The following is a 26,903-nucleotide window of genomic DNA, read 5'->3' on the forward strand; positions in this document are numbered from 1 at the left end:
TCTTTCCTAATAAATTATACTTCAAGTTGAGGGAAGATAATTATCTTCACAACGCACTTAAGAATTATTGAAGGACAGGGTGATTGACGCCTGCTTCAAAAAGATTCCACTTTTTGTCATAATAAAATTGACCCGGTCCACTCATGCGCAATAATGTATTATTGTTATAGCAAGTTCCATGCCACATTGGGATATTTTAACAATTGGCTGGGACTGCAGGTCTTAAGGCTCATTAAGTCAGATTTGAATGTTCTAGCCTGTATACAATGCTAGACATGTCGATATTGATATACACTTACTTTCAAGGGAGGATGATCATCATGAAGTCTCAGACCACGACAAGGCTTGTAAGGTACGAGGACCTTAACCACCACAACACACTTTTTGCGGGGAGGCTTTCCGAATGGTTCGTTGAAAGCTGCTTCATCTGCGCCGCCAAAGCTACAGGGTTGCCAGAAAGGCTGGTCTGCCTGGAGATACTGGATTTCATGGTCAGGAGGCCCACGCACAACGGCTCTCTTGTGGATTTCTCGTGCAGGGTGGCAAGGGCAGGGAAGTCCAGCATCGTAGTCTACTGCAGGGTTACCGGAAATGACGGGGCTGTTACAGCGGAGGGCTTCATCACCTTCGTGAGCCTGGATGAAAGGGGGAAGCCTGCTCTGCATGGTGTCACACTCGATGAACCTGAGGATAACGATGAGCTTAACGTGAGGCACAGGGCCCACAGGCTGTACATGTCAAGCCTTGAAGGCAGGTAGAAAATGACAAGTTAAATTGACATGTCGATTACACTAGACATGACCTGAATCTGATTTTACCTGAAACCGCTGCGGCAGAGACGGTTTGAGAATACCCCCCCCGTGGCATGCTTATTGCTATGTATATAGCAAGTAAACATAACAGGGGGGATTATTCATGGGAAAGGTTATCACAGCTGATATCGCGGCAGGAATCGTCAAAGACAGTGACACTTTAGGTATCGGAGGATTCGTAGGATTCGGAGCTCCGGAGGAGCTTCTTATGGCCCTGGAGGAAAGGTTCGTAACTGCAGGCAAGCCTTTGAACATAACGGTGTTCCATGGCGCAGGTACTGGTGACGGCAAGGACAGGGGAGGAAACCACCTTGCTCATGAAGGCTTGGTAAGGAGGATAATCTGTGCCCATCTTGGTCTTGAACCCAAGATGTCGAAGCTGATTGTCGAGAATAAGATGGAAGCTTTCCTGGTACCTCAGGGGGTCGCCAGCCACATGCTCCGTGCAACTGGTGGAAAGAAGCCTGGAGTCCTAACACATGTGGGGCTTAAGACCTTTGCAGATCCAAGGGTTGAAGCCTGCAAGGTAAATCAGCTGTCAAGGGACTCAGGCTTCGAGATAGTGAGCCTTATGGAGATAAAGGAAAAGGAATATCTGCTGTATGACACAGTCCCGCTGGATGTGTGCTTCATAAAGGGCACCTATGCTGATGAGGCTGGAAATGTCACCCTCCACAAGGAGGCGGTGTATGTCGACCAGCTTGAGATGGCTACAGCAACCAGAAATTCCGGAGGAACTGTAATTGTCCAGGTCGAGAAGATAGTGAAGACAGGAACATTAGACCCGAGACAGGTTAAAGTCCCGTCATTTCTTATTGACTACATAGTACTTGCTCCAGATTTCTCCAGGAACCCTCAAGGATTCCATTCAGGCACATATATGCCAGAGCTTAACGGGGAGGCAAGGATTCCACTGTCTGCAATAAAGCCAATTCCACTTGATGAGAGGAAGGTATGCGGAAGGATAGGTGCCAGCTTCCTTAAGGAAGGTGCCCTCGTGAACCTTGGAATAGGTGTTGCTGAAGCTGTGGCTGCAGTTGCCGCTGAGGAAGGGATAAACCACAGGATAGTACTTTCAATCGAGTCTGGAGCCGTTGGTGGAGTCCCTGTTGGAGGCCTTGGCATAGGCGCTGCAATCAACCCGGATGCTCTTATTTCCCAGTGCAGCAACTTCGATATCTATGATGGTGGCGGAATAGACCTGGCATACCTTGGTTGCGCCCAGGTGGACAGGGTGGGAAACGTCAACGTGTCCAAGTTCGGCGGCAGGGTGGTAGGTCCCGGAGGTTTCATCAACATAACACAGAACGCAAAGTCAGTATTCTTCTGCGGCAGCATGACTGCTGGAAAGTATGACATAAGGGTAGGAGACGGAAAGCTTGATATCGTGACTGACGGTGACAAGGTGAAGTTCGTTGATGAAGTGGAGCAGATAACCTTCTCCGGAGACTATGCAAGGGAGATCGGACAGAACGTATACTACATCACTGAGAGGGCGCTGTTCAAGCTTACCGGGGACGGAGTGACGCTTATCGAGGTTGCACCTGGAGTGGATGTGGAGAAGGATATCCTCGGAAAGATGGAGTTCACTCCGAAGATTGCAGAAGACCTTAAGGTAATGAATCCGAAGATATTCACCGATGCGATAATGGGGCTCGAGCTCTGATAAAGGGGGGAATCAAATGAGAGAAGCAGTTATAGTAAGCTATGCAAGGACACCGTTCGGGAAATTCGGGGGAGGCCTATCACCGCAAACTGCAACTGAGCTTGGTGGGATAGCCATCAGGGAGGCTGTGAAAAGGGGAGGGTTTGAAGACTCCACCATAGAATATGCATACATGGGCCAGGTCCTCCAGGGAGGATGCGGCCAGGTACCGTCGAGACAGGCGACAAGGAACGCAGGTCTTCCATGGGAGCTTCCCTCAATAACCGTCAACAAGGTATGCTCATCAGGTATGATATCGATTGCCCTTGCAAGGAGGGCTATACTATCAGGGGATGTTGACGGGGTTATCGCAGGTGGAATGGAGAGCATGTCAAATGCTCCATATATCCTGAAATCCTCAAGATGGGGAATGAGGATGGGAGACAGCCAGGCTAAGGACCTCATGATGAACGACGGACTCTGGTGCCCTTTCTATGACAGACATATGGCTGTACATGGAAGTGAAGTTAGCAGGGAGTACGGCATAAGCAGGGAGGAACAGGATGAGTTCGCATTCATGAGCCAGATGAAGGCTGCGGATGCCATGAAGAACGGAAGGCTCAAGGATGAGATAGTCCCTGTTGAGATAGCGGGGAGGAAGGGGGTCACAATAATCGACACCGACGAATCACCAAGGTCCGAGACCACCATAGATTCCCTCTCAAAGCTCCCTCCTGTGTTCACCAAAGACGGTTCTGTTACCGCCGGCAATGCACCAGGCGTCAACGATGGGGCATGCGCCATGGCGATAATGTCAAGGGAGAAGGCAGAAGTTTTGGGACTTCCAATACTCGCAACCATACTCGGTCACGAGGAGGTAAGTACTGATGCGAAGTACATAGCTACCGTACCAGGACTAGCCACAGTCAAGCTGCTTGACAGGCATGGGCTTGATGTCTCCAAGGTTGACCTCTTTGAGGTGAACGAGGCTTTCGCGGCAGTGGCTCTCGTAAGTACGAGGATTGCCGGCTGGAACCTTTCAAAGGTCAACATAGACGGTGGAGCCATTGCCTACGGTCATCCGATAGGAGCTTCCGGTACCAGGATAGTGATGCATCTGGTTGAATCCCTTAGGGCAAGAGGCGGCGGAACTGGAGTTGCTGCCATATGCAGCGGTGCAGCCCAGGGTGATGCCATGCTGATTAGAGTCGACTGATATTGTAGTAACCAATGAAGGTCCGGGGCTGATTGCTTTGCAGCTTCTTTGTGAGGCGCTTAGACAGGAAGCCCTGGATTTGAATTCTAAACCTTGAAGGAGGTAAGATATGGATTGTATTGAAGCTATAATGAGCAGAAGGAGCTGCCGCTCATTTTCGGACCGGGAGGTTGAGGAGGATAAGGTCATCAAGATCCTTGAATGTGCTACCTATGCTCCGTCACCTGCGAACAAGCAACCATGGGAGTTTACAGTGGTCCTTGACAGGGAGTACGGAAAAAGGCTTAAGGAAGAGTCCGAAAGGACCAAGGAGTATCTCGCAAGCCGCAGTGGTTGGAAGTGGCTTGAATCCTTTAACCTGGATTTTGTCACACAGGCTCCGGTGCTTATTGTTGTGACTGGAGACCCATCCAAAAACGGGGCAGAGCAGTACCTGAACGTACCAGGCAAATGCTATGTGGATGCGTGCAGCGCAGCAATCCAGAACATCTGCCTTGCAGCCTACACCATGGGTCTTGGAACCCTGTGGTACACTCTTTATGAGAAGGATACCGCCAAAGCAATATTTGGAGTTGGCAAGGATCCCGTAGCAATAGTCTGCCTTGGATATCCGGCTGTACCTCCCGGTGCAACCAGGAGAAAGAGCCTTGAAGAAAAGATACACTTCATAAGGTGACTAAAAAAAGTCTTACTTGATTTCCATTACCGCATGGATTTACTTGCAGCCCGAAGGGGCTGCATTTTTTATTGAAGCTTTCGATGAATAACTTAAATAAAAGTGATATTTGCTGCTCTTTATGAATATTCTGATGATGGCTTATGACATGGAATGGTATTTGAAAATATACCTTGATATTACAAATAGTAAGGTGAATTGGGTAATACGTTGATGTACTGTTAATTTAATATCCTGATATCTTAATTATTGGCAAAAGTATCAATATGTTTTATGCCTGACCTATGATAAAATTATGCCAAATAGCGTTTTTTTGGAAGGAATGGTATTATGGCTCGGATTTGTTCAGGCTGCAGCAAGGAAATATCGGACGATGCCAAGTTCTGCAGGTATTGCGGAAAAGTGGCAGCGGTAGAGGAAGATAAGAAGGATACTGTCATATGCAGGTCATGCGGTACGGAGGCTAAATCAGGTACCAGGTTCTGCAGGAAGTGCGGAGGAGCTATTGAAGCTTCTGAGAAAAATACAGCTGAAAAAGTTTTGGTCAGGGATTCTGCTAAAAGAGTCAAGGAGAAAGCAAGGACAGAGGTGAAGCCAGCTAAGGTTAAGTCTGAAGCTGCTCAATTACCTGCATATGATTCTCCGGGGGATGTGGTATTCAGCATTGAGCCTATGAAGGCTGAAACAGCTGTGACCCAGAGGGAAGCGGCATCAAATCCGGTATCGGTGATGTTCTCATGGCTTACAAGCCTCACAGGGGGCTTCTTCAAGTCTCTGGCCTCACCCAGGCGATTGCTTCCGGGCATGCTTCTCGGTATCTTCTGGTTTGTGCTTTCCATGCTTCCAGAGCTGGATATTTCATTGCCTTACGGGGAAATCGTCAACTGGGCGACTTTCGTCAAGGGCGGACTCAGTGAGGAGCCGCTTGTGATGGTTGGGGGGATAATAGGAAAGGGCTTCTTTGCAGGGACTCTCACAGGACTCTTCAGAAGGGGTGGTGCGAAAGAGAGGCTTCCAAGGGTAAAGGACTCCGGAGGAGCTGGATTCTTCCTAATAGGCCTCGGCCTTTCTCTCATACTGTTCAATTTCTTCACCGGCGACAATTCCTTCGACCAAAGTGTCATTGGAATAGTTGCCGCGATAGGAACCCTAAAGGCCATGGGACAGGAAAACGGATTTGTCAGGCGCATGTTCCTGTCGGTTTCAAATGTCTTTTCAAGGAACAGGAATGCTGTTGTCCAGAATGCAAGGTCCCTTTCCAACGGGGTGGTATCCGGGTTCCTGGCGGCGGTGCCGATGGCATATGCTTCAATCCCGGGCATGGGATATGGAGCTGGGTTATTACTTGTGGTCATGGGAATGGTGCTTTCCGTTTCAAAGGCAAAAAGGCTTGCAGCGGCAGCCCTGCTTGTCTTCATGGTCATTCAGGGTGCACCTATTGCAGCTGAAGCAGGCAGTGTCTATTCTTCAAAATGCGCCAGCTGCGGGTTTACCAATACCTTCACCGAGGAGGAGGTAAACGGGCAGGTACTTTACTGTGACAACTGCGGAGCAATTACCATGGTGAGCAGGACAGGCGAAGTCCAGGGGGAGAAGGGAGCATGGAAGTACCTAGGTTCAAACATCAGCTACACTCCCCATGTGTTCGGTGAAGGCGGAGATCCTGCCAATGGAAGTTTCGAGCAGCATGTGGACTATATTGAGGGAAGCGTTGAGATCGGAAGCGTGGTTGTCATAGGCGGGTATGGCTATAACACGGGGGATGCTATCTCAGGAAGGGTAACGTGGACTCCTGCACCTAAGAGGGACCTTAAGCCGGGTGAGAGGGTTGATATGGAACTCAGGGCGACACTTCTCGGGTCAGACAACATGGAGTTCAGGGAGATATGCTTCGGTACTGTCCAGTTCCTGTATGAGTCAGGTACCTATGCAAACAGGACATATGCGACAAACATGGGGCTTTACAGCATATATGACGCGAGATACGGAGCTGTTGCTGTGGCTTCCATGGACACGTCAAAGCCGACGACAGCAGCTGTATACGGAGTCATGCCTGATAAGGGGACTGATGGCGACAGGATGACGATAAGGGTGGCTGTAAATGGTGTTGGTCCGAGCTACGAGGAAGTTTTCATGGACTACTTCTACGAGTGGGATTCGGATGGAGTATTTGGCGGAGCGGCAGGTCCTGGCGGTGAGGATGAGGATCCAGTGATCAACGGACCTGAGATAGTAGATGGAAACGCTTCGGGTAATTCAGGTGACAGCGTTCCAGTCTCGATGAAGACTGCAGTGGTTGTCGGAGCTGCCTCAGCCCTTGCGGCTGCAGCCGCATCGGCAGGAGCTGCCGGCGGCGCTGCCGCTTCAGGTAAGCTTACAAGGAAGGAGAAGGAAGAGGAGCTCAAGAAGAAGGGCGACTACAGGATGATAGTGAATAAGACCTTCGGAAGTGTCATAGAGAACGGCAGGACTGACCAGGAGGTATTCGCGAGGATAGAGAAGAAATTGCCTGATGGCAGCTGGGTGCATGATCCATCCTTTGACGGCCAGGTAACGATATTCACATCGACTGCCGTAGAAGGACTAAAGCTCACGACGATACCGGGAGGAGCAAAAGGCAGGGGTGCAAGCGTTGAGCTTCAGAATGAGAACCCGCCTGAGACCTGTGTCATAAGCTTCAAGTACCAGGGTCCTGACACCTATTTCCAGAACAACCTGACCTTCAGGATGGGAGGAAAACCCAAGGTCGAAATAAGGGACAGGATCAGCATACTCGGCACTTCTGCAGAAACCTTTGAGGTACCTGTGAAGGTAACTGGCTTTGGGGAAAAGCCGGACCTTGCTGTTGAATACAAGTCTGACCTGTTCGAGCTTAAGCTTGGCAAGGATAAGGCAGGGAAGGACATACTTGTTGCATGTGCCACAGAAAAGGCCGGAAGGATGAATTTCCAGAGATTCATGCACAGGTACCAGTGCATGATCACAGCCACCACCAGGAAGGATAAGGTCGAAGAGAAGTTCATAGTGGAGCTCTGCTATGAGGGTATAGGGACAGCATACTCTGACCTGAAGAACAGTGAATCAAGGGATAAGGTCCTTCTTGCCTGCTTCACTGACGGAGAGAAGGAGAAGAGGGAACAGAACGCATACATACTGCCGCTAGCTGTAATGAGATGGGATGCGAAGACAAGGGAGCTTGTTCCTGACCTCAAGGCTTGTGAGGGGCTGAAGTTAAGCTTCACTCCTGACAAGGCTTCAAAGATAATGAAAGCTGATGAGGCAAAGAAGGCGATAGCTGATGCGGACATACAGGTCATACCTGAGTCCGGACCAAGCAAGGAGAAGGTCGACCTCAAGAAGAAGCCAGCAGTGTTCAAGCTGTACCCTGGAAAGAGTGCAGTGTCGGTAGCACCGGAGGTTGAGGTCATTGTAGAGGCATCACTTTCAGGCGGTGAATTCAAGCCTCTTGAGCTCAAGGGTATACTGAAGCCCCAGACCGACTACAGGGCGATGCTCAAGTGGTTCATAGAATACGGTCAGGGGACCTTCGTGGACAGGTACATAAAGATAGGGAAGCTTGAGACGTACTTCAGCGCACTGGAATTCATTGAGAACAGGGTATACTGCGAGAGCCATATGCCTTATACACCTACTACCAAGCAGAACCACTATGAGGACGGGTACCTTGATGTTTCAAGGAAGAACTATGTCTACCTCCAGGATGCCTCAATGCCCAAAGCCATAGGCGACTGGACACAGATCCAGTCCCTTCACCATGAGCTGTGCCATGCCATTGAGCATCAGCATGGTGATGTATCACAGGACAAGAAGCTTCAGGAAAGGCATGCCTACTTCATTCAGCACCTGACGGATGTGGTGAAGAACCTGTCTGACATGGAGAGGGGATTGGTGTCACCTGCACTTGGGGCGAAGGACGTGATACAGGCTTACTACAATGTGTTCTTTGACGAGCATAATAATGAACCTCAGACCTTCTCCTGGTTTGGGGTGACCTATCTGACACAGCACAGGTTGTTCGAGCGCTACGCCAACTTTGACATGTACGCCGGGGACACAGTACCGGATGGGCTGAAATCTGAGATAGCTAAGACCTTCAGGGAGAACTACTACCCTGGAAATGTACAGGGTAAGGGAAGCCTTGGATCCAAGTTCAGGGAGACCTCTGGAATGTTCAGCGGCGGCATATGGTCCTTCAAGGCGACTACGGCGTTCCTGGGACTTGTCAACAATATGGACTTCAGTCACCCTGATTATGAGTTCAAACGGATGTCTAATCCAAGGTGGGAGCCTGGAACGCTCAAGCTTAAGGTCATATTCGATGTGAAGGGCATTAAGTCAGGAAAGATAGATGAGCTGGAGGTTGAGCTGGATGGCGGAGCCTTCGACGATTCTGATTACCATTATCCGAAGATCGATGAGTTCACCGTCACCATGAGGTCAACCTACAGGATAAAGGACGGTATCCTTGGACAATCTGAGGTCAGGTCCAGGGCAGTGAAGATATGAGGGGTGGGAGGAAGGCTGCCTTAGTGCTAGCCATTATGGCAGTCCTCTCCTTTACCGGGTTCCTGATCTATGCGAGGGCTTCCGGTGACAATGAAGGCATAAAGGCAGGGATGATAACAGCAGGCATGCTGGTTTTCCTTGCTGTAATCAGCTTCATTGAGATCAGGCCATGGAAAGGTAAAGGACAAAGAAAAGAACATGAATGAAGACAGCTGAAGTTAAGGGGGAGACTATGTATTGTGAATCATGCGGTAAGCAGATACCTGATGACAGCAGGTTCTGCGAGTTTTGCGGGAATCCTGTGAAGGATGGATCGAACGAAGGCTCATATGACGATTCCGTTGAAGGTATGGTCAGTTATGCTGCTGAAGAGGTTAATGAAGACCTTAATGGAAAAAACAAGGCATCCAAAAGGAGGGGCAGCGGTTATGGCTCCTACGGCAGGAAAAGGGCCAGGATAAGGGTTCTGCCTGTTATCCTTACTGCTTTGATTGCTGCAGGCGGATATTGGGCTGTAAAGTCTTTTGGAGGGGATATTGGCATCCCGGATATTCCTGGGATCATACTTGGAAAGGAAGATGGCGGCAGGGAGATAAGCAAGGATGACTTCTCCTGGTATATTCCAGCCTCCTATGACGAGGTGCCGCAGGGTGGAACTGCTCTGCCATACAAGGATATCCTGGGAGAGTGGAAGGTAATGGCTGTAAACCATGTGTCAGAGCCTGAGGAGACATTCTTCTCCACTGCAGTCATCAAGGAGAACTCTTCAGCAGGCGAGGGTAAGACACTTGACACTGCTGTGGAATTCACTCACCACTACGTGGAGTTTGATGGAGAGAAGAGTGAGTTTGAAGGGGATGATGCCAGGGACCTTCTCCATGCAAACTTTGAGGATGGATACCTGTCCATGGCACTCGGGGATGACAGGCTTGCTGAGGTCATTTTCTGGGAGAAGGACGGCAAGGAGTACGGGCAGAGCCACATATACTCTGACTGGGACAAGGATGGAATCGCTGACCTTGTCAATGTGCTGCTGTTCGTAAGATGACAAGATTCCCGGAGGATATGTTCAGGATGTTACGGCGCAGGGGAGGGGTATGCATGAAGGGCATGACAAAGGTAATAACTATTGCTATGGCGCTTATTCTGGCATCAGGATGCTCGTTTGGTGGAGATAGTAAGGATCCCGTTCTTCTGGAGCCTGCCTTTGACATAATCGGGGACCAGGGGATCAAGACCTCGGTGACTCTCACCGAGCTTCAGGGTGACTACGCGGGTAAGATATGGTTCGAGGAACACAATGAAAGCCTGTACAGCGATGGGTCCTACGACTGTACAGGCTCGGTAGAGGGCAATGCATTGACTCTTTACTGGGAGATGGATGGAAAGCAATTCAGGTCTGGAGAAGGAATTGTGTTCCATCTTCAGGATGGAATCATGAAGTCCGCTGAGGAGCCTCACCCGAAACTGATATGTGCCGTCAAGGTATATCCTTCCGGGCATATGGTGGATGGACTGGCGGTCCTTGTGATTGATGATGGCAGGGGAGACACTGAGGTTATGGTACACTTCCAGCTGATAAGGTGAAATTATCTTCCCTTAAGCAGCGGTGAGCCGCAGGCCTTGCAGTAATTGTCCCTTGTGTCGCACAGAGTACCGCAGGATGGGCAGAACAGGATATCATCCCTGCTCTTGTCATACTTTTCAATGGCACGGAGATTTGGTTTGTTGTGTTTCCTGAGCCTGTCACCGACCTTGAAGTATTCGTACAGGACAATGTTGTCACCCATTGGCAGTTCGATCATCCTGCCGTTTTCGGCCCTTACCATGATAACATTGCTCTGATGGCTGTTTTTGCTGCTGCAGTATTCTCTCTTGTCTTCAATGGTCCCTGTCCACTCCAGTCCTTTCCTCCTTGTGTTTTTCATGGAGTAAAGGGCTATTACCAGGAACATTGCCGAGAGCACTGCCATGACTGTGATGCCTTCGCTGTCAAGTGAAAGGTCGCCGGACAGAAGCAGGAAGGTCGGTATCGATATGACCAGGATAAGGGTGAATATGGTGATATAGGTCCTCCTGTTTCCCTGGTACCCTGCGAACCTGCAGTCATTCACCGCGTCGGACCAGCCTTTGCCTCCTGCTCCGATTGCTGGCCTGTCGCCATAGGGTTTGTCTGCTGCAATGTCAAAGCCGCAGCTTCTGCAGACCTTGTTTTTCCCTGAAAGTCTGTTCCCGCACTGGGTGCAGAAGAATGTCCTGTCAAATGCCATACTGTTTCTCCTAAGGGGTTATCATCCTTACCTTTTCCCCACCCCATAATTATATACAATCCTTATCTCCATTAGAAGATTATGGAGAAAATGAAAGGCTGGAATCATTAATGAAATTCAAGCGGCAAGTTGCCAATGTGTCAATCCGAATGTGCGAGGAGGTCCAGGATGTTTTGTGAAAATTGCGGATACGAGAGAATAGGGGCTGCTGCCTTCTGCGAAGGCTGCGGAAAGCCTTTCGGGACTCCGGAGAGTCCCGTTGGAAATGTGGCTAGAGATATTGCCGATGAACCTGAAAGGGCAGAGGTATCTATAAACAGGACTGAACCAGTTTCTGAAGTACCATCGACTGAGACAGCGCCATCTGTTGAAAGGATGGGGAACATTACGGTGAACGGGACTGACATGCAGTGGATGTATGAGTTCTCCTTCTGGAGGAATCCTGCGGTACTTATTACAACAGCGAAGGTCCTTCTTATTTCGCTGCTTGTCCCTGCGCTCTTCATGTTCTTCATCACACTTGGTGACGGTTTTGGAGAAGCCATCGGGATAACCGGTATGATCCTCGGATATGGGATTGTTCTTCTGGCAGGGCTTCTTGCCATCGCCTACCCTCTGGTAGGATTCATCAACGGCGGGAAGTATTTTGTGCTGTTCAAGATGGATGACAAGGGTGTCAACCACATGCAGCTGGACAGACAGTTCAAGAAGGCGCAGGCTCTCGGTTTCCTTACTGCATTGATTGGCCTTTCAGGCGGAAACCTGTCTGCCGGCGGTGCCGGGATCATGGCTGCAACCAAACAGAGCCTCTACACCAGCTTCAGGAAGGTGAAGTCAGTGAAGGCGGTAAGGTCCAGGAATACCATCTATGTCAACGAGTCGATGACAAGGAACCAGATCTATGTTGAAAACGAGGACTTTGATTTCGTGCTGGACCATATCTTAAAGCGCTGTCCAAAGAATGTAAGGGTAACGGGAAGCAAGTGATATGGATACTGATTTCAGGTCAAAAAGGCATCATCTGACAAGAGTTATTATGGCGGTGATGGTCTTGTTCACCCTGATTCTTCCTATGGGCTGCTCCAAAAGCGACGACAAGCCTCCAAGGCTTGACACTCCGCTCCCAAAGGCCCATACGGGCACTTATGTGAGCGAGGACGCAAGGTTTACATTCAAGGGTGACGGCAGGACTGTCCTGGTGGAGCTGTCAGACAGGTACCTTGACGTACTTCAGGATCCTCCGAATGGCTCAGAATACACATATACCTTCACCTGGTACGATTTCGGTGAATGCAGGTATGATGCTGCCACCGATATGAGGCTTTACCATGTGGAAACCAAAACCTCAATAGGTTTCTCGCTATATGAGGCTGCATCCTTTGACAGGATAACCATCTCATTTCCTCTACCTGGCAAGGCACCTCAGGTCCTTGACAGGGTATCGGACAATCCCTGATTCTTCAAGCTTCATAAAAATCAGGATAAGCTTGAGGAACATGGGCATGACTAAAGACTCATTTCAAGGAAACAGGAAACGTTGCATAAGGTGGTCATTGGTGCCTTATACCAAACGGCAATGTATATCAGGAGTTAAAAGATAAGACATGATAAGGGATTGCATTCAAGTGCAGGGACATGCAATCCGGTCAATATTTACTGCTAGAGGTGGATTCATATGAGGCTTGGTGGGAACGGAGAACTTAAACAATACAGGATGATTGCTTCAGATGGCCATGAGCTTGAGGCAGCTGAATCTCGAAGAGGCATTGAGATAAGTATAAGCTTCGCGGGTATCAAGGGTGATGTCTTTGACAGCAGTGCATTAGTCAAGGAAGGGTCCGGACCTGATGTCAGGAGTGAGAAGATAGGGGAGCTGGTGCTTGATACCATAAGGGACCTGCTCCTGTCAGGAAGTGTTCCTGACAGGAGCAGGATAAGCATCATTGTCCCTGATGTCAATTCAAGTGAAGCGATTGAACTTGTCAGATATCTTGAAGACCGGGGCATTGAAGTCCATGTGCCGGGATCTGTGGTCTTCTTTGAAAGGGAAGAGGTCATGCTTCTCATAGGATGCATGATAAGGCTGTTCCCTGACTACGATATTGAGCTTAGTGACTGTGATGACTGTCTCAAATCTTACTATGGGACCTGCATCGACTTTGCGGATGAAGCCATGAGAGGTGCGTTTGGAGTTCCTCTAAGGAAGTTTATTGAGAAGTTCTCCAAGGTCCACCACAGGCTATATATGGCTACTGAATATTCCTTCAGCGGCCTCTTTTACAGGCTGCTTGAGTTCGAACCCTTCACTTCCTGGATGAACAGGGGTGACTGCAGGGAAGTAAGGGATATGGCTGTTTTTTCAAGGATACTGTGCGCTTTTGAAGACGACAGGAGGATCCTTTCCCTTGAACCTGAGTCGTATGACGGACATGTCAGGGAGCTGCTTGATGTCCTTGTCCCAGAACTCTACAGGAAGGGGACGGCAGGGTATGGAACCGGCTATGAAGGTATAATGAAGGGCTCCGTCGGTATGTATGGAATCGGGAGGACTGTCTCATTTGAAGAGAAGGTTCCTGATGCCGTATATTCCATATTCGGGGACATTGACCTGTATGGGAGCTGCCAGAAGAAATACTGGCTGCGGAGCGTAATGGGATTCAGGCCTTCTAGGTCAGGAGGACTCCTGAGGGAGGAGCTTGTCATAAGGTCAATTAGGACTATCAATGAGATCGCTGATGATTCCGGTAGTTTCCCTGTTTCCAAGGACATCATTTCAGACCTTCTGTCCTATGTCATGAAAGACTTTGGGATAAGTGAGTCATATGCTGAAAAGGCTGAAACGTTCGCGGCAAGACAGCTGATGAAGTACCTGAAGGGGCAGGGTCTGGATTCTGCTGTCCTTGAGCATGATTCAACAGAAAGGCTTGAATCGGATAAGTTCTCAGCTTCCGGATCCTTTACGCTCATTGAAGACCCGATGGGGGAGCTTGAGGCTCTGGCTGTCTTTCCTGGAAAGCTGCCTGGAGCTGATGAGGTCAACAGGAAGGCGGAGCTTCTGCAGGCCATCGCATCCCTTCATGAGGAGCGGATCGGTGATTGGATCTCAAGGCTTAACCTGTTCTTTGCAGGTGAGGACAGGAAGGACCCTTATGCAGCCTTTGACTCTGATGAAGAACTGGAGCTTTGCGGACTAAAGGGTATAGAGAAGGCGGTATATGGCATAAAAGATGGGGAATTTTCAGCTTTGTCCTCTGACAGGGAAGTCTGCCTTGCTTGTGACTTCAGGTTCCACTGCAGGAGGACGGATATGAGGAAGGTCAAGAAGGGGTAGCTGTAGGGATATGCTGCTCTTCCTGACTTAAGGTTCGATCGGGTCTCTTCTTAAAATGACTGGCAGGTAAGGTATTTCCTGCATGGAAGACAGTGATGTGAGAGTAAAGGATAAAAAAATGAAGGGACGGCGTCTGCCGTCCCTTCTCATCTTAGTCCATATGTCCTTTTCACGTCCTGTACGAACAGTATCCCGTTGCCGGGTTCGTCTAAAGCAAGCTCTTTCCTTATGCTTTCTATTATGGGGTCAAGGTTCTCGTTTTTAGCGACTATGAGGGCTATTTCCTTTTCCGGTTCTATCTCCATGTGGAACAGCCTCTCTGTCTCATGTATTCCTGAGCCCCTGGCGTTTATAATTGTCCCGCCTCTTGCTCCGGCCTTGGCGGCTGCTTCAATAACGGCTTCCGCCTTTCCCTTGTCAACTATCGTATATATGGCGCTGTGTGTCATGGTTTCCTCTTCTCCTTCCTCATCTTCCGGCACCCTGCAGCTTACTGAGCCGTACATGGCCCTTATGGGCATGGTGAAGGCTATGCCGTGGTATTTTTTGTGCAGGTTGAGCTTTTTCCCCAGGGTATCAAGGACCTCTTTCGCCACTTCTTCCCTTGCGGCCATGAGGACTATCTCTCTCCTTACCGAGGAGAGCTCAAGGAAGTCAAGAAGCCTGCTTCTTGCTGTTCCGCTTCCGTAGAATATGGTTCCTCCTGTAACTCCCAGCTCCCTGGATATGGTGAGCACGCGGCTTGCGCAGCCTGCGTCGACTATCACGCATATGAGCTCAAGACAGGTTGTTGACCTATGCTGCATCTTCCTTCACTCCTCCTTTACGTGACCTTATCTTGAATACCAGACCTAATGTCTGCAGCGCTATCAGAGGTGTCATCGCTACCATGGCTATCACCCCGAAGCCGTCCTTCAGTACGCTTGCGTGTGCTGTTGCTTCTGCAGCGCCCTGCGCGAAAGCCAGTATGAAGGTGGCTGTCATGGGTCCTGATGCGACTCCTCCCGAGTCGAAGGCTATTCCTACGAACAGCTTCGGTGAGAAGAACATCATGGCTATTGCAGCAATGTAGCCCGGAAGCAGGAAGTGCCAGAGCTCGAGCCCGGGCGTCACTATCCTTGCCATGGACAGGGCTACTGCAAGTCCCACTCCTATGGAGAGGGTTATGAACACAAGCTTCGACTTGACATAGCCTGCCGTGACATCCTCTATCTGCCTGGTAAGAACGTGTACCGCAGGCTCTGCCAGGATGGTGGTGAAGCCGAGAAGGAAGCCAATTGCAACAAGTATTGTAGTGCTTCCTCGCTCTGCAAGGGTGTAGCCTATCCTCATGCCTGCATCCATGAAGCCTGAATTCACTCCAGTGAGGAATATGACAAGGCCTATATACGAGTAGGCAAGCCCTGCGATTATCCTCCTGTAGGTCCTCTTCTCAAGCTTGAAGTGCCGAAAATGCGCGAACATGAACATCCCTGCCAGGGGCAGCAGCGCTATGAGCACCTCGTACATGATGTGAGGTGCAGCATCAAGAAATGGCGTGATGATTGATGTGCTTACTGATACCTCTAGCTCAAGGGAGCCCTGGAGCTCCCTTGAGCCTGAGACAATGCTCATGGCCATTACAGCTATTATCGCTCCTGCTGATGCTATGGCTACAAGTCCGAAGCTGTCCTTCTCTGATGCCTTGCTGTCCTTCTTGAGCTTTGATACGCCTATTGCAAGTGCAAGCAGGAAGGGGACTGTCATAGCCCCTGTCGTCGCCCCTGAGGCGTCGAAGGATATGGCGAGGAATTCAGGGGATACGAAGAGCGACAGAAGGAGTATGAGTCCGTAGGCCGCTGCAAGGATGAGGTACAGGGGTATGTTGTAGGTTATCCTCATGAGGCCGACTGCAACCATGGCAGCTATTCCTATGGAGACCACCGCTACCAGCATCAGCTTCCCTATCATGTTTCCGCTTACTGCCTCCACCTGTGCTGCGAGTATATGGAGGTCCGGCTCAGCTACAGATATGAGGAAGCCCAGAACCAGTCCTGAGACCACTACGATAAGAAGCTTTCCGCTCTTTGTTATCGCTGAGCCCATGAGGTTCCCGATCGGTGTCACTCCGATGTCAACGCCAAGGAGGAATATGCCAAGTCCTGCTATGATTAGCATTGCACCTATTATGAACCTTATGAATATCGTCGTACCAAGGGGTGTCAGGGTAAAGTTGAGGATTGTGACTATAAGTGTTACCGGAAGCACCGAGTAGGTCACTTCGGTGAATTTTGACTTCAGTGCGTTCAATGCTGCACCTCCTTCCTTGGCAATATGATAACATGATAATCCTGATATACTGTTCATGTTCAAAGTAAATTCACATTCTCATTTTGAATAGGTATGCGGAGCATTCCTGAGTAATCCGGAGCTATGTTGAAATATCCTTCGAGAATCGAAATATGAGGTACATATAATCATGTCGATTGTGATATAATAAACGGGTTCGGTGTAATTTTGTTACATGTTTGAATTTGGATTCTTGTAGAACGTTTTCAGTTATTATTTCGTTAATTATGAAGAATTGATTAACAGATTTTCATAACATGTAGTATAATAGTTAATGTAGAGTGAATCACCTGATATACAGAGGTCAATCACGCTATTAACGGATTTATCTCACTGGATAATAGTTTTCCTTTGATAATCAGTATCTATGGGGATCCGATGCAGCAAATGTCCATATGGATTGCTGCAGTATCGCATTGAACTGATCCCGTGTATGTTTTCTCAATTTGAAACAAAATCAATTCATCATTTGTTCATATCCTCCGGGACATCCTGCTTTCTTGAATTACTTCTTTGGTCCTGGTATGAATGATCCAATTTTTAGACATAATAACTTTGGCGGAAGGATTTCCTTTCAGCCTGCAAGGGGGAATGTTTATTTGGACAATCTTAAAAAATGGAGAGCCCAGTTTTTAGCACTGATCGATGCTCTTCTCATACTCATGTCATTCAGCCTTGCTCTTGCATTCAGATTTTCCCTGGCCATACCGCATATCCATCTTGTTGATCTGAAGGAAAACATCCTTGTCATCATCGGGACTTATATAGCCATCTTCTATATCTTCGGTATGTACAAGAGCCTCTGGACCTATGCGGGGACTGACGAGTTCGTACTTGCCATCGGAGGCGGTATCGCAGGTCATTATGCAAGCACTGTACTGGCTGAATTCAGCGGTTCTTCAATACCTTACTCAATTGAGCTTCTTGCCGGAATATTCGTCATAATACTTACCTGCGGATTCAGGATCTCGTTCAGGGTTCTCAGAAGGATGCAGATCATCGCCGGAAGGCACTCGACAAGCCATGTCAGGGCACTTGTGATAGGTGGCGGACAGGCCGGAGCGATTGTCATCAAGGAAATGAAGAAGTCCAAGTCAGGTGAATATATGCCAGTTGGCATCATTGATGATGACAGGTACAAGACAGGTACAAGCATCCTTGGCGTAAAGGTATTTGGTAACAGGTACAGGATCGAGGAGACTGCAAGGACCCAGGACGCTGATGTCATAATCATTGCAATACCGAGCCTTGACCATAAGGACAAGGCTGAGATACTTGACATATGCAAGCGGACCGAGTGCAGGATCAAGATCATTCCTGGAATCATGGACTTCCATGACAATGAGAGCGTGCTTTCAAAGATCAGGGATGTGGATGTGGAGGACCTTCTGGGGAGAGATCCTATAAAGCTGGAGACCCAGGGCATATCCGACTACCTTGAGGACAGGACTGTCCTTGTGACAGGTGGCGGAGGATCAATAGGGTCTGAACTATGCAGGCAGATCGCAAGGTTCAAGCCAAGCAGGCTTGTAATTATCGACATTTACGAGAACAACGCATATGACCTGCAGAATGAACTGAAGTATGACTTTCCTGAACTTGACCTCAAGGTGATCATTGCATCAGTAAGGGATAAGAAGAGGCTTGACGGCATATTCAAGGAATTCAGGCCTGACGTGGTGTTCCACGCAGCAGCGCACAAACATGTGCCCCTTATGGAGTACAGCCCGTCTGAGGCGATAAAGAACAACGTGTTCGGTACTCTCAATACTGCTGAGACAGCTGACAAGTATGGTGTGAACAGGTTCGTACTCATCTCAACTGACAAGGCTGTAAACCCAACGAACATCATGGGTGCCAGCAAGAGGATGTGCGAGATGGTGGTGCAGGGCATGGATGCCATAAGCAAGACTGAGTTTGTCGCTGTAAGGTTCGGTAACGTACTTGGAAGCAACGGATCGGTGATTCCTCTCTTCATGAAGCAGATTGAAAGGGGTGGCCCGATAACCCTTACTCACAAGGAAATAACAAGGTTCTTCATGACCATACCTGAGGCAGCTCAGCTTGTCATCCAGGCTGGTGCCTATGCATCAGGTGGAGAGGTTTTCGTTCTTGACATGGGCAAGCCTGTAAGGATATACGACCTGGCACTGGACCTTATAAAGCTTTCTGGACTAACTCCAGGCAAGGACATCGAGATAAAGATTACAGGCCTAAGACCCGGTGAAAAGCTCTATGAGGAGCTACTCATGGATGAGGAGGGCCTAAGGAAGACCACCCACGACAAGATATTCATAGGCAAGGCAAGCCACATCGTCATGGATGAACTTAGGGGAAAACTTGAAGAGCTCAGGTTTATCCTCGACAACCAAAGCAAGGCTGATATAGCCCACAAGATCTCTGAAGTGGTTACAACGTATGATGACTCCAAATACCTGGACGGAGAAAAGATGCTAAGCTAAGCAATAGGAGACGTGGACAGCATGGTTTACAGCACAGGCTCGGTTCATCTTACGGAACCCAGAAGAAAAGAAATCATGAAGCTGCTGAATGACAGGTACAAGATTGAGACCAATGAGAACCTCCTCATCTTCACTTCCAAGTACACCGACTGCGAGGCAACAGCAAGGAAGCTTGTGGGTTACTACAAGTCAGACAGGGGACTGCCTGTATCCAAATCAATGAGACCTCTGAAGCTCATTGATATAATGAAGGCTGCTGAGCACTACGGACTGCCGGTTACTGAAGAAGAGATAAGGCTAATATTCGACAGTGAAGGCACCAGGGGACGCAAGTCACCCAGACAGCTCAAAATGGCTCTCCTGGCCATTAAGGCGCCAAATGACATGGAGGAGATAATCTGGAGGAGCACAGAACTATCCGCTTACATGGACAAGTGGATAAGGGCAATCAAGTCAACAACAAAATTGAATAGTTAAAATATTAATTAGTAATCTATACATTGATTAGAGGTATCCAACTGTATATCATAGATAATGGCTCATATGTTGATGAGACTACTTAATCTGTTAGTACAGGCGGGGTTGGCAGATGATCGTTGTAAAATGCGAATGTGGAAAGAAAAAACTTATCAAGGACTACGAGATGTATCTCCTGGACAGGACGATGTTCAGAGATTACTACGGAGTTTGCAGATGTGGCAGGAAGATATTCAAGCGCGAATTCAATCTAATGGATTGCAAGCCGACTGAATATCTAAACTGAACAAAGCTCATAAGATAAGCAATTCCCAAAATCTAACGAATGAAGAATTGAAACAAGTGGAGATTCCGGGAGCCTGGAATGGCTCCCGGAGCTAAAACAATTATAGCTGATGATTTGCTGCTGGAATTCAAATAATTTTCAAACAACAGATTATCATAAGGAGCAGATTATGAAGTTTTTACTGCAAGTTAATAAGGGATCATAGTTTGCATAGTAGGGGTTGCTTAATATCCCTACTTGTTTTTGAAGGTATTCCAGATTGAAAAATGATAGACTTATGTCAAATTTAAGTGCAGCAAGGATTGAATCCGAGTATAATCCATTATGAAGGACGGGCAGCGGGAATATGGGGTGATTAGGCAACATGATTACTGTTATGTTCGTGTAGGACTGATGACCGAAGTTCTTCATGTGATAGCGATTAAGCCAGGTCTCCACTTTTTACCAGTGCCTCTGTGACTTGAGCTGGGTCAAACCCTTGGGTATGAATCATCATTTAATTCTGGTGTTCCGCTTGTTAGTCTCTCTCCCTTGTTAAGTATGGATGGGCATAGCAGACATCAGGACTCATATGATCCATACAGGACGAAAGTTTCGCAAACTCAGAGACATTTTCAGCAGTAAGGGTCTTAAATATCCGCTCAGATGATTAACCTATTCATATTATATCGAAGCCATAGCAAGGTTGCGTGTGAAGCTGACTTGCTTTCCAGGATCCTGATTTTGTACTGCCTGTTGACCATCGCAATTAATGAGCAGGCCCCTTCCTTGGTCATATTGAGCAATACGCAGTTATTCTTCCAGTGTCGATATTCGTACATGTCATTTATAGCTGCGGGGATTTCATCGATTCTCTTTGCTAAGATACGGCTGTGAGCTATCATTGGTACTCCTGGTTTTCGATTCGTATTATAGGCAAGATCAGGATTCAGTTTTTTTCAACATTAGCTTAGCGATTATCGGATATTGTCTGAGATGTCTCGTTGAAGTATTTCAGTACATATCCCCCTGGACACTGTGGAGCGACTCCCAGTACCTGTGCTTTCATTGTCTGGTTATCGCCTTCCTTAAGCATGAAGGCGATGAGTCTGCAGTCTTGAATAATAAGGTGCTTAAGCTTGGGCTTGGTGTGCTGAAACCAGGCTGACTACAAGATTGATTTACTATCATTTTTTATTAGTTGATAACCATTTTATTGGATATCATGTATGTTTCTATTCTTTCCCTGTTGTTGCATGTAATTGTACGATCGGCCACAGAAATAACAAGTTCTAGTTAATGGTTATTGAATAATGTGGGAACCCTTGCAAACAGTGCATTTCGAGCATGTTTGCCTTATAATTGGTGTATGACAAACATCTGATTTAAACAAAAAAGCTTGCACTGGGGGATGGGCGATGTATAAGTTCAAGAGCAAACAGATCAGTTTTTCCGATTTTGGCCAACCAGTTGGAATGGAAATGAATCCAGAAAACCGTTGGATCATTAAAGCCGATTCTATACCCTGGGCTGAAATTGAACTGAAGTATGCAAGACTGTTTGCAAACCGCAAAGGCAATGTGGCCAAGCCACTGCACCTCGCGTTGGGGGCTTTAATCATCCAGCTTGAATATGGATTCTCTGATGAAGAAACGGCTCTGATGATCCAGGAAAACCCATATCTCCAGTATTTCTGCGGCTTTGCCAAGTATGAGTACAAGCTTCCATTTGATCCCTCACTGATGGTCCACTTCAGGAAGAGGCTTACTCCGGCCATTGTGGGAGAAATCAATGAAATGATCATCAAACACGCCATCAAAGAAGAGTCGAAGGATGATGATGATGACAGCAGCCACGGACCAAGAATCTCTACAGAGAACGAAGGTACGCTGATTGTCGACGCCACTTGTGCACCATCCTATATCAAATACCCCCAGGACATAGAACTCCTGAACCAGGCTCGCGAGAACACCGAGGAAATGATCACAGAGCTTCATGATCCTAAGGATGGCAGGAAACCGAGAACCTACAAGAAGCAGGCCCGCAAAGACTACCTCACCATGGTTAGGAAGAAGAAAAAGTCCCAGATTGAAATCCGAATGGGAATCCGAAAACAGCTTCAATACTTGGAGAGAAACCTCAAATCCATCGATACCATGCTTGAGGGCGGGAAAACCCTTAGCCCAAAATGGCAGAAAAGGCTCAGAACCATCCGTACCCTCGTTGAACAACAGAGGTATATGTTTGACAATCGAACACATAGCGTAACTGATCGTATTGTAAGCTTGTCTCAGCCATATCTTAGACCAATCGTCAGAGGGAAGGTAAAGGCTCCTTTAGAATTCGGGGCTAAGCTTGATATCAGCGTCTGTGACGGGTTCACCCGTCTGGAAAATCAATCCTTTGATTCCTACAATGAGGCAAATCTGCTTAAGTCGGCCATTGAACGTTATTTTGAGAGAACAGGCAAATACCCTGAACGAGTCCTGGCTGATAAAATCTACAGGAACAGGGACAACTTAACCTACTGCAAGGAACATGGAATCCGGTTGTCAGGTCCAGCTCTCGGTAGACCAAAAAAGAACGAGAAACCTGATCGTAAACAGGACTACAAGGATAACTGTGAGCGAGTTGAAGTCGAAAGGAAATTCAGTCTGGCCAAACTTAAATGTGACTTGGGTAAAATTTACACCCGGTTGGCTGAAACTACCGAAAGCGTCCTCGCATTGTCCATCCTCGTGGTGAATCTGAAGAAGATTTGCCATGATTTTTTCGCTCTTTTATTTCGGATTTTCATGACTTCTGGTTATCGCCGAAAAATCGGCATTTGTTCAGTGCCGTTAATGCATTACAAAACTAAGGAGTGGTAATGTATGAATAAATTCGTTGAAGCCGTAAAACCCATTGTTAGGAAATCAAAAGGATCTGCCTTAGTGGAATACGCATTATTGCTGATGCTTTTCGTGTGCATTGCTTCAATCCTTCTCGCTTTCTCGATCCACAATAAGGAGTTATATGCAAGGGTTGCTTGCGAGTTAAACCGTGCTCAAGCGATTAACAGTACAACTGGTACTAATTTAGTTGCTTGTCCAAGTGGTGGTGTTATAACATTTACTGATGGGAAACTTTATTGTAGCATACACTCATCCCCAACTGATAATCAGAGTGAAGTTCCTTATCTTTGGAACACAGTGCAGATTGGTTGATTCGTGCGACGTGAGTATGGTGAAAGGATAAAGAGGCTGTAAGGCAGTGATATCAAGGATTTCAACATAATCACTAAATGTACTAATGTTACAGAAGCATTACACGTAGTCTCATTCAATCAGAACACAGAATTATGCAAGATATAGTGTTCAAAGCTGTACGAAATACTACATATAGATCAAGAAAATAAGGTGTTCTACACACCACCAATATACATTAACAAAGAGCAGGAGGAACTAACATGGTTTACTTAAAAATCAAAAGATTAATAGATATCATACTTTCATCATTAGGACTTATTATTTTATCTCCTGTTTTTTTAGTACTCATTATAGCAATCAAGATTGACTCCCCTGGACCTGTTCTCTTTAAACAGAAGAGAGTCGGGATCCATAAGAGTCATTTTCATATATTGAAGTTTAGGACCATGAGAATTGATACGCCAAAGGATACGCCAACGCATCTATTAGAGAACCCAGATCAGTGGATTACTAAGGTAGGTAAGTTCCTACGCAAAACATCTCTAGATGAGCTGCCACAGATCATCAATATCTTTAAGGGTGAGATGAGCATCATCGGCCCTCGTCCAGCGCTCTGGAATCAGTATGACTTGATTGAAGAAAGAGATAAGTATGGTGCAAATGATGTGCCGGTTGGACTCACTGGATGGGCGCAGATTAATGGCAGAGATGAACTTGAGATTGATGTTAAGGCGAGACTTGATGGAGAGTATGTCGAGAAGATTGGATTTTTGATGGATGTTAGATGCTTCTTTGGGACAATATTTAGTGTTCTTAGAAGTGATGGTGTTGTTGAAGGTGGGACTGGAACGAAGAAAGCTGAGAAAGAGTCAGTGAAACATTAGGGGTGAGTAGATGTTATTAGTGACAGGGATTACAGGACATACAGGTAGATACTTTTTACAGGAACTTATTGATCATAAATACGAAGGACCAATCCGCTGCATCGTTAGGGAGACATCAGACACTTCAATGTTAGATAACAGCGGATTAAATATTGAGAAGGTTTATGGAGATCTCAATAATAAGGAATTCGTAAGAAAAACTGTCAATGGAGTAGACTATATCATGCACATCTACAACATCCATCATTCGCCGATGATTGTGGAAGCGGCTATCGAGAACAATGTTAAGCGAGCAATCTTAGTACATACTACGGGTATTTATTCAAATTTCAAAGATGCTTCTCAAGGATATAAGGATGTGGAGAAGAAAGTCACAGAAATGACTGCAGATTCTAACTGCCCTACAAAAGTCACCATTCTTAGACCAACGATGATTTATGGCGATCTTTGTGATAGCAATATGAGTAAGTTTATTAAGATGATAGATAAATTTAGAGTCATGCCGGTTATCAACGGTGGGAGAAGTCTAATACAACCAGTAAATGCAAGAGATTTAGGCAAAGCATTTTATACAGTTCTCATGTCTCCTGAAAAGACAGCTGGAAAAGCATATGACTTTTCAGGTGAAAAGCCTCTACAGATGATAGAAGTTTTTAAGATGATAAGCGATAGCCTCAATAAGAAAACAACTTTTGTCAGTGTTCCTTTAGGATTTGGGGTTGTACTTGCCAAAATTGCGAAGGTACTGACTGTTGGAAAAATAAATTATATAGAAAGAGTTCAACGTATGGGTGAAGATAGAAGTTATCCTCATGCCGAAGCAAAGAAGGATTTCAATTATAATCCGATGAGTTTTGAAGAGGGCATTCAACTTGAAGTGAATCAGTATTTAAAGAAGTAACTAAGTGATGAAAGTAGGATTGACAATATGAAAATAGCTGTACTTTCAAGCCATACGTCATCACTATTTTGGTTTCGTATGGATATGATGAAAGATTTTATAAAACATGGACATTCTGTCATAGCTTTAGGACAAGAACCTGAATCAAATTGGAAAGGTAAGTTTGAGGAATATGGTGTTCAGTATAAGCAGCTCTATGTAGAACGAAATGGTATTAATCCGTTTAGTGATATAAAGACTTATCGAGAGCTTAAGCAATTTATGAAAGAAGAGAGGCCAGACAAAATATTTGCATACCAAGCAAAAACTGTAGTTTACGGAAGTCTTGCAGCAAAAGCAAATGGCATTACTGAAGTATATCCGTTAATAGCAGGACTTGGTTCAATTTTTAGAGGCGAAGGACTTAAGAATAAAATAATTAAGACAATAATGAAGACTGAGTATCGTTTAGCATGTAACGCAAGCAAGAAGGTGTTTTTCCAAAATAATGATGATAAAAATGAATTTGTAAATAACGGACTAATTGAAGATGAAAAAATTGTGATTATTAATGGATCAGGTGTGAACCTTGAGAAGTTTAGGCCTGAACCATTGCCTGATACACCGGCATTTTTGTTTATTGGCAGATTAATTAAAGATAAAGGTGTAATGGAGTATTTGGAAGCTTGTAAGAGAATTAAGGCTGAATATCCTGAAGTAAGATGTTTACTTGTGGGGCCTTATGATAGCAATCCATCTGCATTACAGCCAGAAGAGTTGCAGCCTTTCATAGATGAAGGAATTATTGAGTATTTTGGAGAGCAGACCGACGTTAGACCATATTTAAAACAATGCAGTACTTATATATTACCTTCTTATCATGAGGGAACACCTAAGACTGTCCTTGAAGCAATGGCAATAGGGCGATCAATTATAACCAGTGATGCTCCCGGATGTAGAGAAACTGTTACAGATGGATACAATGGGTTCCTCGTGTCTGTTAAAGACGTAAATGGTTTAGTTGATAAGATGAGAATTCTAATAGAAGATCAAGAAACAAATAGGATTATGGCAGAACGCAGTTTGAAACTTGCTAAAGAGAAATATGATGTAAATATTGTCAATAAATCTATTATGAAAACTATGGGATTAATATAAAGGAGTTAATTGATATGAGTTTATATGAAAAGATTAAAAAGAGAGAAGAAAAAATTTCACTTGTTGGTCTTGGTTATGTTGGTATGCCAATAGCGGTTTCTTTTGCTAAAAAGGTTAATGTCATTGGATTTGATATTAGTGAAGAGAAAGTTGAGTTATATAAGAAAGGAATTGATCCAACTAAAGAGGTTGGAGATGATGTAATTAAGTCAACAACTGTAGAGTTTACAGCTAATGAGAGCAAACTTAAAGAAGCTAAGTTTCATATTGTTGCTGTACCTACTCCGGTTAATGCAGATCACACACCCGATCTAAGACCAGTAGAATCAGCAAGTAGAACAGTTGGGAGGAATCTTACTAAAGGTTCTATTGTTGTATTTGAATCTACTGTTTATCCGGGCGTGACAGAAGAAATATGCATTCCAATTCTTGAGAGGGAATCTGGAATGAAATGTGGCGAAGATTTCAAAGTAGGATACTCCCCTGAGAGAATCAATCCTGGTGATAAAGTACATAGACTTGAGACTATTGTAAAAGTTGTATCCGGTATGGATGAAGAGTCTCTTGATATTATTGCAAAAGTGTACGAGCTTGTGGTTGATGCTGGAGTGCATAGAGCTGAATCCATAAAAGTGGCTGAAGCTGCAAAGGTTATTGAGAATTCACAAAGAGATATTAATATTGCATTTATGAATGAGCTTTCTATCATTTTTAATAAGATGGGCATTGATACGAAAGCTGTTTTAAAGGCTGCTGGGACGAAGGAGGGCACTGAAAAAGTACC

General features: G+C 46.4%; 23 protein-coding genes. 20 read left to right on the forward strand and 3 right to left on the reverse strand.

What is annotated here, in order from left to right; all coding sequences use genetic code 11:
- Positions 1-320 precede the first annotated feature (320 nt).
- The 8 genes from T472_RS00820 (at position 321) to T472_RS00855 (ending at position 10,463) form a co-directional block, all read left to right on the forward strand.
- Positions 321-758 (forward strand): acyl-CoA thioesterase, encoded by a 438-nt coding sequence (locus tag T472_RS00820; protein WP_023388096.1) that lies wholly within the window; start codon positions 321-323, stop codon positions 756-758.
- A 157-nt stretch (positions 759-915) separates the two neighbouring features.
- Positions 916-2,478, forward strand: a complete 1,563-nt coding sequence (locus tag T472_RS00825; RefSeq protein WP_023388095.1) for an acyl CoA:acetate/3-ketoacid CoA transferase — start codon at positions 916-918, stop codon at positions 2,476-2,478.
- Positions 2,479-2,494: 16 nt separating this feature from the next.
- On the forward strand, positions 2,495-3,673 hold the full coding sequence (locus T472_RS00830; protein ID WP_023863227.1) for an acetyl-CoA C-acetyltransferase: 1,179 nt from the start codon (positions 2,495-2,497) through the stop codon (positions 3,671-3,673).
- A 109-nt stretch (positions 3,674-3,782) separates the two neighbouring features.
- Positions 3,783-4,349: a nitroreductase family protein gene (locus tag T472_RS00835; protein WP_023383483.1), complete on the forward strand. Its 567-nt coding sequence runs from the start codon at positions 3,783-3,785 to the stop codon at positions 4,347-4,349.
- Positions 4,350-4,679: 330 nt separating this feature from the next.
- Positions 4,680-8,876, forward strand: a complete 4,197-nt coding sequence (locus T472_RS00840) for a zinc ribbon domain-containing protein (protein ID WP_023383484.1) — start codon at positions 4,680-4,682, stop codon at positions 8,874-8,876.
- Positions 8,873-9,082: a hypothetical protein gene (locus tag T472_RS00845; RefSeq protein WP_055831781.1), complete on the forward strand. Its 210-nt coding sequence runs from the start codon at positions 8,873-8,875 to the stop codon at positions 9,080-9,082. Before T472_RS00840 ends, T472_RS00845 begins: the two co-directional genes overlap by 4 nt.
- A complete protein-coding gene (locus T472_RS00850; RefSeq protein WP_152975093.1) occupies positions 9,079-9,924 on the forward strand; it encodes a zinc ribbon domain-containing protein in 846 nt (281 codons plus the stop codon). Before T472_RS00845 ends, T472_RS00850 begins: the two co-directional genes overlap by 4 nt.
- A 53-nt stretch (positions 9,925-9,977) precedes the next feature.
- The gene (locus tag T472_RS00855) at positions 9,978-10,463 is read left to right on the forward strand and encodes a hypothetical protein (RefSeq protein ID WP_023383487.1); all 486 of its coding nucleotides are present in this window, start codon (positions 9,978-9,980) and stop codon (positions 10,461-10,463) included.
- 2 nt (positions 10,464-10,465) lie between these two features.
- Here the strand turns inward: T472_RS00855 and T472_RS00860 are convergent, their stop codons facing one another.
- Positions 10,466-11,146 (reverse strand): zinc ribbon domain-containing protein, encoded by a 681-nt coding sequence (locus T472_RS00860; protein ID WP_023383488.1) that lies wholly within the window; start codon positions 11,144-11,146, stop codon positions 10,466-10,468.
- A gap of 168 nt (positions 11,147-11,314) precedes the next feature.
- Between T472_RS00860 and T472_RS00865 the strand changes: the two genes are divergently transcribed.
- From T472_RS00865 to T472_RS00875, 3 genes are all read left to right on the forward strand, one after another.
- Positions 11,315-12,133 (forward strand): hypothetical protein, encoded by an 819-nt coding sequence (locus tag T472_RS00865; RefSeq protein ID WP_023383489.1) that lies wholly within the window; start codon positions 11,315-11,317, stop codon positions 12,131-12,133.
- Between the two features lies 1 nt (position 12,134).
- The gene (locus tag T472_RS00870) at positions 12,135-12,602 is read left to right on the forward strand and encodes a hypothetical protein (protein ID WP_023383490.1); all 468 of its coding nucleotides are present in this window, start codon (positions 12,135-12,137) and stop codon (positions 12,600-12,602) included.
- A gap of 219 nt (positions 12,603-12,821) precedes the next feature.
- The gene (locus T472_RS00875) at positions 12,822-14,477 is read left to right on the forward strand and encodes a hypothetical protein (RefSeq protein ID WP_023383491.1); all 1,656 of its coding nucleotides are present in this window, start codon (positions 12,822-12,824) and stop codon (positions 14,475-14,477) included.
- Between the two features lie 146 nt (positions 14,478-14,623).
- On the opposite strand, the gene T472_RS00880 is transcribed toward T472_RS00875, so the two are convergent.
- Positions 14,624-15,283 carry a P-II family nitrogen regulator gene (locus T472_RS00880; RefSeq protein WP_023383492.1) on the reverse strand — a complete coding sequence of 220 codons (660 nt, stop codon included), beginning with the start codon at positions 15,281-15,283 and terminating at the stop codon, positions 14,624-14,626.
- Complete coding sequence (locus tag T472_RS00885; protein WP_023383493.1) at positions 15,273-16,766, reverse strand: DUF1538 domain-containing protein; 1,494 nt, start codon at positions 16,764-16,766, stop codon at positions 15,273-15,275. Before T472_RS00885 ends, T472_RS00880 begins: the two co-directional genes overlap by 11 nt.
- Before the next feature lie 701 nt (positions 16,767-17,467).
- Between T472_RS00885 and T472_RS00890 the strand changes: the two genes are divergently transcribed.
- The 9 genes from T472_RS00890 to T472_RS00930 form a co-directional block, all read left to right on the forward strand.
- A complete protein-coding gene (locus tag T472_RS00890) occupies positions 17,468-19,267 on the forward strand; it encodes a polysaccharide biosynthesis protein (RefSeq protein ID WP_052011728.1) in 1,800 nt (599 codons plus the stop codon).
- A 21-nt stretch (positions 19,268-19,288) separates the two neighbouring features.
- A complete protein-coding gene (locus T472_RS00895; RefSeq protein WP_023383495.1) occupies positions 19,289-19,744 on the forward strand; it encodes a hypothetical protein in 456 nt (151 codons plus the stop codon).
- 112 nt (positions 19,745-19,856) lie between these two features.
- Positions 19,857-20,030: a hypothetical protein gene (locus tag T472_RS19665; RefSeq protein WP_023383496.1), complete on the forward strand. Its 174-nt coding sequence runs from the start codon at positions 19,857-19,859 to the stop codon at positions 20,028-20,030.
- 1,397 nt (positions 20,031-21,427) lie between these two features.
- Entirely contained in the window at positions 21,428-22,879 is a 1,452-nt protein-coding gene (locus T472_RS00905; protein ID WP_023383498.1) for an IS5 family transposase, read from the forward strand.
- A 3-nt stretch (positions 22,880-22,882) separates the two neighbouring features.
- The gene (locus T472_RS00910; RefSeq protein ID WP_023383499.1) at positions 22,883-23,215 is read left to right on the forward strand and encodes a hypothetical protein; all 333 of its coding nucleotides are present in this window, start codon (positions 22,883-22,885) and stop codon (positions 23,213-23,215) included.
- Between the two features lie 242 nt (positions 23,216-23,457).
- Entirely contained in the window at positions 23,458-24,081 is a 624-nt protein-coding gene (locus T472_RS00915) for a sugar transferase (protein WP_023383500.1), read from the forward strand.
- Positions 24,082-24,091: 10 nt separating this feature from the next.
- Positions 24,092-24,982, forward strand: coding sequence for an SDR family oxidoreductase (locus T472_RS19165; protein ID WP_023383501.1), 891 nt, complete (start codon positions 24,092-24,094; stop codon positions 24,980-24,982).
- Between the two features lie 27 nt (positions 24,983-25,009).
- Positions 25,010-26,119 carry a glycosyltransferase family 4 protein gene (locus tag T472_RS00925; RefSeq protein WP_023383502.1) on the forward strand — a complete coding sequence of 370 codons (1,110 nt, stop codon included), beginning with the start codon at positions 25,010-25,012 and terminating at the stop codon, positions 26,117-26,119.
- A 14-nt stretch (positions 26,120-26,133) separates the two neighbouring features.
- On the forward strand, positions 26,134-26,903 hold a 770-nt coding region (locus T472_RS00930), incomplete at its 3' end, for a nucleotide sugar dehydrogenase (RefSeq protein ID WP_023863228.1).

It is taken from the genome of Youngiibacter fragilis 232.1, assembly GCF_000495435.3.
Classification (GTDB): Bacteria; Bacillota; Clostridia; order Clostridiales; family Clostridiaceae; genus Youngiibacter; species Youngiibacter fragilis.